This is a genomic window from Flavobacterium sp., from assembly GCF_052437795.1.
In the GTDB taxonomy this organism is placed as follows: domain Bacteria; phylum Bacteroidota; class Bacteroidia; order Flavobacteriales; family Flavobacteriaceae; genus Flavobacterium.
In genome coordinates, this window is record NZ_JBQVPA010000003.1 from 315271 (window position 1) to 328320 (window position 13050).

Annotated in this window: 6 protein-coding genes; all 6 read left to right on the forward strand. The window is 44.2% G+C overall.

All coding sequences use genetic code 11. The features are described from left to right. Nucleotides 1-88 precede the first annotated feature (88 nt). The 6 genes from ACT6R0_RS11720 (at nucleotide 89) to ACT6R0_RS11745 (ending at nucleotide 12679) form a co-directional block, all read left to right on the forward strand. Entirely contained in the window at nucleotides 89-1945 is a 1857-nt protein-coding gene (locus tag ACT6R0_RS11720; RefSeq protein ID WP_444653568.1) for an OmpA family protein, read from the forward strand. Between the two features lie 182 nt (nucleotides 1946-2127). Then, on the forward strand, nucleotides 2128-3000 hold the full coding sequence (locus ACT6R0_RS11725; protein ID WP_444653570.1) for a cupin-like domain-containing protein: 873 nt from the start codon (nucleotides 2128-2130) through the stop codon (nucleotides 2998-3000). 49 nt (nucleotides 3001-3049) lie between these two features. Then, the gene (locus ACT6R0_RS11730; RefSeq protein ID WP_444653839.1) at nucleotides 3050-3529 is read left to right on the forward strand and encodes a regulatory protein RecX; all 480 of its coding nucleotides are present in this window, start codon (nucleotides 3050-3052) and stop codon (nucleotides 3527-3529) included. 84 nt (nucleotides 3530-3613) lie between these two features. After that, nucleotides 3614-5455: a tetratricopeptide repeat protein gene (locus ACT6R0_RS11735; protein WP_444653571.1), complete on the forward strand. Its 1842-nt coding sequence runs from the start codon at nucleotides 3614-3616 to the stop codon at nucleotides 5453-5455. 16 nt (nucleotides 5456-5471) lie between these two features. Continuing rightward, nucleotides 5472-7298, forward strand: a complete 1827-nt coding sequence (locus ACT6R0_RS11740; protein WP_444653573.1) for a tetratricopeptide repeat protein — start codon at nucleotides 5472-5474, stop codon at nucleotides 7296-7298. A 620-nt stretch (nucleotides 7299-7918) separates the two neighbouring features. Further along, a complete protein-coding gene (locus ACT6R0_RS11745) occupies nucleotides 7919-12679 on the forward strand; it encodes an Ig-like domain-containing protein (RefSeq protein WP_444653574.1) in 4761 nt (1586 codons plus the stop codon). Nucleotides 12680-13050: the final 371 nt, after the last annotated feature.

Below are 13050 nucleotides of genomic sequence, written 5' to 3' on the forward strand. Positions count from 1 at the left end.
CTCACGAGGTGATGTTGCTGTTCGATGTGAACTTCCCGAAAAAAGTATCACGTTCCCCACGTTATTTCTAACCTAAAGCAACTTACAAATGAAACACCTATATATATCACTTGGTTTTATGCTGGCTGCCATGACGGTGTCGGCACAAACAAAGGAAACTGCCGAGGCCGACAAGCTTTTCAAGAAGTTTGAATACCTTGACGCGGCTAAAGAATACCAGAAAATAAGATCGAAGGACGGCTATGTGTACAAGCAGATCGCCGAGAGCTACTTTAACGTATACAACAGCAAGGAAGCTGTAAAATGGTACGCAAAGGCTGTAGAAAGCAAGCAGGACGCCGAAACCTACTACCGTTATGCCCAGATGCTGAAGGCCGAAGGCAAGTATGAAGAGTCCAACAAGCAGATGCAGAAATTTTCCTCTATGGCCCCGAAAGACCAGCGTGCCATTGCTTTTAACCAGGATCCGGACTACCTGCCGAAACTGAAAAGCCAGTCGAAGTTATTCGAAGAAAAGATATTAGATATAAACGATAAGAAGTATGCCGATTTTGGGGCGGTGTTGGTGAATAACACACTGTACTTTACCAGCGCGCGCAATACTGCGAGGAAAACGTATGGCAGGAACGAAGAGCCGTTCCTTGATATGTATACGGCTACTTACAATAGCAATGGCACCTTTAGCGCCCCAACCCCGATAGCGGAGATCAATTCTAAATACCATGATGGCCCTGCCGCAGTAACCGCCGATGGGACTACCATGTATTTTTCGAGCGAAAGCTTTAAGGAAGGCAATTATGAGAAAGATACACCGGGGCAAAGGACAGGGCTCATTTATCTGTTCGTTGCTACAAATGTGAATGGGCAGTGGACGAACATCAAGCCGGTGCCTTTTAACGGAAAAACATGGTCTACTGGAAATCCATCGATTAGCAAGGACGGCAAGACGCTGTACTTCGCATCGAACAGGAAAGGGTCAATGGGAGCGACCGATATTTGGAAAGTGGATGTAAAAGGTAATAATACCTATAGTGAACCGGTAAACCTTGGCAAAAAAGTGAATACCGAAGGTAATGAGAACTTCCCTTTCATAGCCGATGACAACAAACTGTATTTTGCATCGGACGGAAGGAAAGGCGTGGGCGCCATGGATATTTACGTTAAGGACATTAGCAGCGACAGCGAGTCGCTTAACCTTGGATTGCCGATCAACTCACCGCAGGACGATTTTGGCTTTACATTTAACGTAGCTGCCAACAAAGGCTTTTTCTCGAGTAACCGTGGCGGTATTGACGACATGTATTTGGCTACGCCTATATGCGGTGTAGATGCCGTGGTGATGGTGACCGACTCCAAGACCGGAAAACCATTGGTGTCAGCAAATGTAGCGATCCTGGATGCTAAGAATAATGTGATAGAGACCCGGAAAACCAATACTGACGGATGGGTAACGTATAATATTGACTGTAATACCCCATATTCGCTTACGGTATCGGCAGATGGCTACACCAGTAGCACAAAACCGCTGGAAAAACACCCGGGCGGCAAGCAGGATGCAAAGGTCGTGCTAGATCCCATCGAGAGCATCATCAAGGGGGATATGGTACAGCTGAACGATATTTACTTTGAGTTCGACAAGAGCAACATTACCCAGGAAGGCGCAACTGAACTGAACAAGCTCGTTGCAGTAATGAAGGCGAAGCCCGCAATGGTGATATCTGCCAAAGCCCATACTGATAACCGGGGCAGCGATGAATATAACCTGAGCCTCTCGGACCGCAGGGCGAGGGCAGTAGTGCAGTATGTTGTTTCGCAGGGCATTGCTGAGGATAGGATATCCGGCAAAGGATATGGCGAGACCCAGCCCCGCGTGAATTGCACCGAATGTACCGATGAGCAGCATGCGCAAAACAGGAGGAACGAGTTCATCATCGTAAAAAAATAGTTTAGGACAAAATATACGGAGGGCTGTCACCATGGCGAAAAAAGCTATTTCGGGTGACAGGCCTCCTTCTTTTTACAGCTTGGCTGTTTAAGTTTTTAATTGGCATTAAGAAAAATTTGGCATTACATAATTTACAGTATCGTAACGCTTTCTTAATTTTGTTTTGCTCAATATCCTGTATCATGCCATTGAACCTAACCGAGATCGAACGTGTAAAGACCATTACCAGGGAAGATTTTTATAATAACTATGTAAAAAAGCAGCGACCGGTCGTTATTGAGAAGCTTACCCAAGACTGGCCGGCGTACCACAAGTGGAAGCTGGAATACATAAAGGAGGTCGCGGGCGAAAAAACCGTGCCACTGTATGATGACAGGCCTGTGAGCCATAAAGACGGATTCAATGAGGCGCATGCCAAAATGAAAATGGCCGATTACATTGACCTCCTGCGATCCAAACCGACTAATTACCGTATCTTCCTGTATAACCTGATAAAGGAAGTGCCATCGCTTAAAGATGACTTCAGGTGGCCGGATATTGGCCTGAAGCTGGTAAAGCAGCTGCCAATGCTCTTCTTTGGCGGCGAGAACTCGAAGGTATTCATCCACTACGATATTGACTATTCGAACATACTGCATTTCCATTTTCATGGAAAAAAGCGCTGCATCCTTTTTGCGCCCGACCAGACACCTTACCTGTATAAAGTGCCGCATGCGCTGATCTCGCGGGAGGATATCGACTTTGATAACCCCGATCTCGAAAAGTGGCCGGCACTGCAATACGCGCATGGGCTTGTTGCCGACCTTGAACATGGCGAAATGCTGTATATGCCCGAGGGGTACTGGCATTACATGAAGTACGTTACACCCGGATTTTCGATTAGCCTTCGGGCATTTCCGAGGAAGATAAGCAACCTTTCAAGAGCGGTCTACAACCTTCTGATCATGCGTTATTTTGACAATATGATGCGAAGGTACAAAGGCCAGGCCTGGATAGATCATAAAAATGAGCAGGCCGTGATACGGACCCATAAAAACCTGAACATTCCTGTGTAGTCCCGCCAATGAGCGGGATCTTTTTATATTTACATTATTAACCCTAATGATGGCATCATTGCAAAGATCTTATACCGTAGATGAAGCGAAAAGAAAGCTGGAGCAATATTGTGCGTACCAGGAGCGCTGCCATGCCGAGGTGGTTCAGAAGCTCAAGGACATGAAAATGATACCACAGGCTATTGATATTATCGTAGTACACCTGATAGACAATAACTTTCTTAATGAAGAACGTTTTGCAATGAGTTTTGCCCGGGGAAAATTCAGGATAAAGCATTGGGGAAGGCGCAGAATAGTCAACGAGTTGAGGTCCAGAAACATATCTATTTATAATATAAATAAAGCGCTTAAGGAAATTCCGGATCACGAGTATGCCGAGACCTTCGAGAATTTATCTGCAAAAGAATGGGAAGGAAGCAGCGAAAATAATATCCTTAAAAGGAAAAAGAAGGTGGCAGACTATCTTTTGAGGAAAGGTTTTGAGAGTGATATCGTACTCGACAGGGTACATTTTTTGGCACGACAATAATTAATATTTAAATATTTTAATTTTCATAAATATTTGTTAATTTAGTAGTGTCAACAATTTAGTGTCAAAATAAAATAAAGACTTATGCTGAGGAGATCACCATCGCTTTTATTGTTGCTGCTTTGCCAATTGAATTATGGACAGTCATACGACTTTAAAAAGGCGGAGCACGATGCACGAAAACTCATTTATTCCAAACCCGACAGCGCGCTTACAATAATCAGGAGGACACTTTCACAAAGGGGTGCCCACGATACGGTATACGGCAATACGTACAATATTTATGGGATGTATTACGGCATGACCGGCAATTCTGACTCCCTTATTTATTATACTAAAAAGTCGCTGTCCTACCTCGACGGCTATCCGCGCAACAAAGCCCGAAGCCTTATGAACATGTCTATCGGCTACAGGAACAAGGCAGATTACAGATCGGCAATAAAGATCGTAGAGCAGGCACTTGCCCTGCATGAAAAGGAAGGAAATGACGTAGGTGTGGCGATGGCTTATGGGGAGCTTGCCTCTAACTACAATTACACCCTCGAGTACGACAAATCGATAAATCTGCTATTGAAGGCCATCAAGATCTTGAAGGCTGAAAAGAACACCAGGCAGCTGGTCGCCATAAAGCAGAAGCTGGCTAATACCTATCTTGCAAAGGAGAATTACAAGTTCGCAATAGACCTTTATCGCGAATGTCTGGAAGATTTTAAGAAGGGAGGCATGACCAAGAATTACTACCTGACACAGATGAACCTTGGAGAAGCACTGATACATACAAATGATCTGCAGGGGGCAAAAAGATCGCTGTCGGAAGCTGTAGTGGGGCTGGAGCCGTTCGGCGATAAGGAAATGCTGGGTATTTGCCATTCCAAAATAGGCAACCTCGAAAATACGCTCGGCAATACAAAAAAGGCGATCGCTTCTTTCCAAAAGGCGATGGACTACCTCGTGCCTTCGGGATCTAACAGGGTAGTGAGGATCGCGGGAGAATACATTAACCTGCTTAATAAGGCCGGAGACCATAAAAAAGCACTGGAGGTCATCGTGCTTACAGACCGGCTCAAAAAATTCAACAGCGCGAACATCCAGGACAGGATGGTATACAAAAATGCCGTAGCAGATACCTACAAGGCCACCAATAATGAGAAAGGCGCTATAAAGGCATACCAGCACACCATAGCTATTATGGACTCTATTACCGACAATGAGAAAAAGAGTGCGGTAGAGGAGATACAGGCAAAATTCCAGACGGAATTGCAACGTGAAAAGAACCTTGGGCTCGAAGCCAATAATAAAATGCTGCAGGCAACGATGCGATCGGAGCAGAACCTGATGCTCTTGTATGTGCTTGTGAGCGTTGCCATAATTGTGCTCATATTATTGTTGCTAAGGGGCTATTGGCTAAGGTCGAAACTACAGAAGGAAGAACTGAGATCTATTGAGGCTGAAAAAAATATGATCAAGCAGCAGCATGAATATGAACAGGAGCTTACCAATGCCCAAAAGGAGACCATAGAGGAAAAGCAGCGCGAACTTACCTCGACCACATTGCGAATGGCCAACTACCAGGACAGCATTAACCAGATCATTGATAAATGCGAATCGAACGTATATGCAAAGGTTGGCGATGTTAAGAAGGAACTGCAAAGCCTGATAAAGCAAAAGGACTACTGGCGGCAGTTCGAGACAAGGTTCAACAGCCTGCACCCGGAATTTAGCACTACGCTTACTAACAAGTATTCCAAGCTTACCAAGAACGATGTTGAGTTTTGCTCGCTGCTCAAACTCAACCTGTCCAATAAAGAAATAGCATCGTTATTACAGATCTCGCACGAAAGCGCTATTACAAAGAAGTACAGGATAAAAAAGAAAATGGAGATTCACGATGATTCGGATTTTGAGAAGATGCTTATGGAAATGTAACAGTTATCTCCGCACTATGTTAGTGGTAAGTTTTCTGTTCCCGGCAATTGCTTTGGGACAGGAAACCTTTGACTACAAGGCAGCTGAAGCCAGGATCAAAAAACACATCTATTCATCGCCCGACAGCACTAAAATGATCATAGATGAAGTGCTGTCGAAAAAGGACCTGCACGACACCATAAAAGGCCTGGTGTATAATATCTATGGGATCTATTATAGCCACATGGGGCAGTTGGACTCATCCGGAGTGCAATACAGGAGATCCCTGGGCTACCTGAAAAAATACCCCCGGATACGGACGATGCCGCTAGGCAACCTGTCTATAAACTACCGTAACAAAGGGCAGTATGACGAATCGTTCAAGTGCCTGGAGGAGGTGCTTGAGATCAGCAAAAACCTTGGACTGAAGGATAAAGAAGGGGTAACCTACAGCAACATGTCCTCCAATTACCAGTTCATGCTGGAATATGACAAGGCGATCGAGTATGCGCTTAAGGGTATTAAGGTGCTTAAGGAGATCAATTCGCCGCTGCTGGCCTCAACAATGCAGAAACTGGCGAACATCTACCTGAAAATGGAGAATTTCAATTTTGCCAAAGACCTTTATGAGGACTGCCTTAAAATATTCCGCGCGCAGAATGATATGTCTAATTATAACCTTACGCTGGTCAATTACGGAGAAGTGCTCATTCATCTGGGAAAAACCAGGGACGCCAAAAAGGCCCTGAATGACGCAATAAGAGGATTAAAGAAGCTGAAGCACCCCGGGCATGAGGCAATTGCCTATTCTAAGCTGGGACGTATCGCTAAAGATGCCGGTAATTTAGAAGAAGCCAGCAGGAACTACAGGTCTGCCGTGGATATACTTGCTGGAACGAATTCGATAAACGCAGTAATAATCGCTGCCGAATACATTGAGGTGCTTAATAAGAAAGGAGACTACAAAGAAGCCTTACGGGTGATCCGTTCCATACGTGCGCTTAAGATATTTAAAAGCGTGAACCAGCAGGACAGGTCGCGTTTTGAAATTGCGGCCGCAGAAACATTTGGCAGGACAGATCATGACAAGGAGGCTATAGCGGGATTGGAAAGGGCGATAAAAGCAAAGGACTCTTTGGCCAAAGCCGAAAGGGGCACATATTCGCGCGAATTGCAGGCGAAATTCCAAACGGAATTGCAAAATGAAAAGAGCACAGCGCTTAAGGCAAAGAATGCGGCCCTGCAAAAAGCCCGGGAATCTGAAAGGACAGTGATGTACATTTATATTTCGGTAAGCCTGGGCCTTATACTGCTTACCTTCCTATATCTCAGGAGCTATTGGCTAAAGGGGCGTTTGCATAAAGAGAGGCTGAAATATGCCGATGCCGAGAAGGATATGCTCAGGATGCAGCATCATTACGAGCAGGAGCTCACGCAGGCACAAAAAGAGGTCATTTCGGAAAAGCAAAGGGAACTCGCATCATCTGCCCTAAAAATGGCCAATTACCAGGATAAGCTTCAGCAGGTCGTTGAACGCCTGGATGCAGACGCAATAGTTAAGGTCGCGGATGTTAAAAAGGAACTTGAACTGTTGGTAAAGCAGAAAGACTACTGGAGGCAGTTCGAGGCGCGGTTCAATAACCTCCATCCTGACTTTAGCACATCGCTGGCGGGCCGCTATGCTAACCTGACTAAAAACGATGTTGAGTTTTGTGCTTTGCTTAAACTCAATTTATCCAATAAGGAGATAGCCCAAATGCTGCAGATATCTCCGGAGAGCGCTATCACAAAAAAATACCGTATCAAAAAGAAGATGAACATTACCGATGATTCGGATTTTGAAAAGGTAGTAATGGGCATTTAGGAAAGCCGCGACACGTCTTTATAAGAGCACCTGCAAAAATTTGTTTTGCAGGTGCTTTGTCTATATAATTTGTCTATAAAACAGTATGTTGTTTGTAATCGTCTGGTTTTCATGGGTAAAAAGTAATCTTTTTTATCTTTTGTCTATGTTTTGTCTATTAACATTTTATTAAGTTTTGTGAATTATGTGCTTACTTTGCTCCACAATACTTCCGGATAGTAACCCATGCGGAAGAGCTGACCACTAAATTTACTATGTTCTTATGAAATCATTCATTGCTATTTACTGTTAAGGATCTCGGCGATGCCCCCGCCGAAATTCTATAAATAATGTGCACCCTGAAATTGCACATTGATGACCGTTAAAAACGTTTGCATATTACCAGACGTTGTAGTGAGCAACTCCATTTACTTGTAAAAATGCATAGCTAAAAAAGCCAGATCCACCGATTGAAAATGAAGGATTTTTCCATCAATTATGCATGTTCACAAACCTTAAAATTTTCTTAAAATTCAGAAGAAAAAAATTTTTATATTAAAAAGAATTGTACTACATTTGCCCCCGCAACCAAAAATCAGTTATGCCCCCCATAACTGCCTAAAATTAAAAACATTACTAAAATGAAAAAAGCACTATTTTTTCTAATGCTATTGCCGTGCTTTGTCTTTTCGCAGGCAAATCTGGCAACATGGAACACCACGAACCCTACAGGCGTTGCCGCCAACATGACGGCGCAAAGCATGACATCTGCAGGAGGAGTCAACCTTCAGCAAGATCAATGGGAAGCCTTCGGTTTTATCATGACAGGATGGTTTACAGGAGCTGCTAACCCTACCATCGTTACATCAAAGTACATAGAGTTCAAAGCGGCGCCAAACTCAGGTTATAAGATCACTCCATCACAGTTTAAGATAAATGTGAATACCCCCGGTGCCCAGCAGGCAAGAAAGCTGCAGGTTCGTGCTTCGGTAGACGGATCTACCTGGGTTAATCTTACAAATGCAGCAACGAATATTGCTGAAGTGTCCCTTCCGGGAGGAAATTCAAACCTTGTTATGAATTTTCCTGCAGCATTTGTAGCACTTCCTGCACAGACACTTACTATACGTATGTATATGTATGATTGTGCCGATATTTGGTATTCTAAGAACTTTTTAAGGACGATGGCTTATGATAATGGTAACGCGCAGGGCCCTACACTTACAGGTACTGTGGCTTCTAACGGTGGTGTTACTGCCAATGCGGATGTTGACACTACTTATGAGTCGACGGCCATTACCAGGAACGTTACAGGCAATGACACGGCTGTAGGAACAACTATCTCCAACGTGCAGATCATTGCTCCTTTGCTTCAGGCTTCTTTAGGTACGGCTACCATCAATGGTAATAACATTACAGTTAACCCTACCGCCACTCTGGGTGACAGGGTGGTAAGGTATAGGATCACAGGGGCCGATGGAACTACCAGTGAGGCGAACTACACCGTAACTGTTGTTGCCTTCCCGAGCCCTACAGCTGTGAACGATGCGGCTACCACAGGTAAGAACATTCCGGTTACGCTTTCTGTATTGTCTAACGACCAGGTGGGCAGTGGGACTTTCGGTGCCATAACCATTACGGCCCAGCCGCTTGGTGCAGGCAGCGCTTCGCCTTCAGGAAGCAATATCATTTATACGCCATCGGCATCATTTACAGGTACTGCTACCATTAAATATACGGTTGTTAACAGCAACGGCAAAGTTTCTAACGAGGCTACAGTTACTGTGAACGTGGTAAACGTTACCCCATACGCTGCCGCAACTGATAACGTTTCTACCGCAAAGAATACAACGGTAACATTCAATCCGCTTAGCAACGATACGCAAGGCAACAGCGCTGTTTCAACAGTAGCGCTTACGGGCAACCCTGCGCACGGATCGGCGATACTTAATGCTAACAATACGGTTACTTACATCCCGAACACCAACTACGTAGGTACAGATTCGTTCACCTACTCTGTAACCGATGCTTACAATACAACATCATCGGCAACGATAAATATTAGCGTAATGCAGCCAACTATATCTGGCGCATTGTGCGGAACTATCGTTATCAGCGCTACAACCCAGTATGAATATCCTCAGTTCACAACGATCTCGGCTGCGGTAGCGCACCTAAACCAATATGGTGTAACATGCCCGGTAACTTTCCTGTTGAAGGATAATAACTATAATGTTTCTACAGGCGAGACTTTCCCTATAACCATTAGCCAGTTTACAGGTACATCTACTACCAATACGGTAACGTTCAAGCCTGCCCCTGCTAAGAACGTACGTATCGAAGCTGTACGCGATGCAGTATCTGGAGCATGGACACCGGTATTCGCAGTATTTAAGCTTGTAGGCGCAGACAATATTATTTTCGACGGAAGTAATGCTATAGGCGGAACAACAAGGAACCTTACATTGGTGAACAGCAGCTACCTTGGCCAGGGGTCACACCAGGTAAGCCAGGATACTGGTAACAGGACGGTACTTTGGATAACAAGTGCCAGCAGCAGCAATGGTGCTAACAATGTAACGGTTAACTACTGTAACATCAGGCAGACATACAAAAATTATCAGTCAAACTTCTGTATGGGTATCTATTCAGGTGGCGATTCGATGAACTCAAGCAACCAGACAATGGAGAATACCGCATCTGGTGCCAACAATAACCTGATCGTTAAAAATAATGACTTCATGAACCTTAAGCAGGGTGTGTATGTAAATGGTAACAGCAGCACTAACTTGCAGTCCTCAAATATAGTAATTCACCAAAATGACCTAGGTTCTGAAGTGAATACAGAAACTATCATCCAGCCTACCCACCTAAACAATGTTAACGGGTTTGAGTTTACCGAGAACCTTATTTACAACCTTCGCAGGGAAACTGCAGCGGGAAGCCTTGTTTCGGCAGGTATCTATGTATCAGGGAACAGTAAGAACGGTTACATCCTTAAAAATAACATGAGCGAAATACTAAAAACGCTTGATGAAGGTAACTACTTTGGAGGTATCGTGCTTAACTCAACCGAAAATGCTTCGAACATTTTGGTAGCCAATAACTTTATCCTTAATGTTATAGGTTATAATACTACGAACTACAGAGGCTGCGGCCATGGTATAGTGGTAGCGAGTGGTGGCGGGTATAAAATTATCCATAACACTGTATCGCTTAATACGAACCAACAGGGTGGCCCTATCGGATACTCCGCAGCACTTTACGTTGAATCCGGGACCGGACTGGATGTTAGGAACAACATATTTGCCAATAACCAGACCAACCCTAACACAAGAAGGACCGCAATAGCTGTAAAAACACACTATTCTAACATCAATAATGTGTTCACGCACCTGGATTACAACTCTTATTTTTCGAATGATAAAGTGGCGTTCGTTGCCAACCAGTGGAGTGTGAATGACATTGAGAGCTTTAACAGCCCTGATTACCTTACTTTGTTCGATTCATGGAAAGCGCTTACCACAAAAGACGGTCACTCGTATGAGTATAACCCAACGTTCATTTCGGTTACGGACCTGCACCTTGCTTCAAGCAACAGCACTATAAACAACGCAGGTACTCCAATTACTTCTGTACCTAAAGATATCGACGGACAGGTTAGGAACACTTCGACGCCGGATATAGGAGCAGATGAGTTCGGTTCAGTACAAATGCCAACTCCGGGTACCAACACAGGTATCTACTGTTCAGCATCTACAACATGGGAGAACGGCGCATGGAGCAACGGTGAGCCAGCCTTTGGTAAAGACGTGATCTTCAGGTCGAATAAAACCTATACAGGACAGGATATACAGGCATGCTCGATATATGTAGAAGATGGCGCACAGGTGAATTTCATTAGCGAGTCTAATGCTTATGTTACCTATAATGTGAACGTAGAAACGGGGTCGGCTCTTACTTTTGAAAGCAGCAGCCACCTTATCCAGACAGAGAACACACAAAATACAGGTGTTGTAACGGTAAAAAGGAACAGCTCAAAGCTTAGGAGACTCGATTATGTAATGTGGGGATCACCTGTTAGCGGCAGCCAGACACTTTTGGACTTCTCTCCTAACACCCTTACAAACCGTTTTTATACCTATAATACATCTGACAACATATACAATGCGCTGGCCAACCCGGCAGCGACAACTTTTGCAAAAGCTAAAGGATACCTTATCCGTATGCCTAATACGCATTCGTCTACTACGCCTACAGTTTACGGAGGTGTGTTCAGCGGTACGCCGAACAACGGAAATGTTTATTTCCCAATGGCTTATCAGGATGCTACCCATGGCTATAACGCGGTAGGTAATCCATATCCTTCACCAATAAGCGTTACAGCTTTCATTGATGCTAATATTGACAACATACAAGGTACGCTTTGGGTATGGAGGAAAACGAACGATTACACACAGTCAAGTTATTGTACAATGACCAAGACCGGATATACAGCGAACGCTGCTCCGGGCGGATCAAGCAGTGACAATGATCTTATTGCCGATCCTTTTCAACTGGCTCCGGGCGTTGGCGCACTAAACACAGGACAGGGCTTTATTGTAAAGGCTACCAGTGTAAATAAAAACCTGGTTTTCAGGAACAACATGCGCATTGACCTGAATTTTAATAACTTCTTCAGGAACTCGGGAGACAACTCACCGGCTGTACAGTATGAAATGAGCCGTATATGGCTTAATGTGAAGAATGCTGCTAATGATTTTTCGCAGACCCTGATCGCTTATTCGCCTCAAACCACAGCAGGATATGACAATGGCTTTGACGGTACTGCCCTGAGCGGATCAACTGTTGATCTGTCTTCAGTGATCACTGAAAATGGAGAGCCTATGAAGCTTGCTATCCAGGCACGTGCGACATTCGTTAACTCGGATCAGGTACATCTTGGTTTTACAACAAGTGCTGCGGGTACATACACATTCGAGATCGATCATGTTGACGGCTTATTTGCTACAGGCCAGGACATCTACCTGGTGGATAACCTTACAGGGAACTTCCACGACCTTAAAGGTGGCAGCTATACCTTCAACGCAGAGGCAGGTACATTTGACGATCGCTTTATGGTCGTGTATGCAACTGATGAAGAACTAGGCATCGGCACTCCCGTGATAGAAGCTAAAGATGTTATCGTATACCGTGACGGAAAGCAGGTAAGCATCAAGGCACAACAGGACATAAAGTCTGTAACCGTATATGACATGCTTGGAAGGGCGCTTTACAGCAACAATAATGTTAACAGTAGTGAGTTTACAACTTCGGCTATTGATACTGCACAACAGGTAGTTGTTGTAAAAATGACCTTTGATAACCAGCAGGTCGTTTCCAAAAAGATCATGATAAACTAACATCATCATTCCCCTTAAGTATATAAGCCAATAAGGGCGGCACTGCTAAATGTACCGCCCCCGGCTAAAGAAATTATAATGCGTAGTAAACATTATAATGTTTTAGTAAGTTTTTTTAGTGGATTTCGAGGCCTCCTTTTAGTTGCATCTCAGGGGGCCTTTCACTAAAAACTTTTTCCTGATGCTAATTCACGCAACATAAAGAGAAATTATGAGCATGCTCATAATGTTTTAGTAATTTTTTAGTTGGATGTAAGAATCCCTGTACGCTTTTTGCAGTACCAGGGATTTTTATTTTTTTGTATATGATCATAATTGATTCATCTTCCTCACGCTAATTATCCATTTAGTGCGAAATATTGATACTGTAA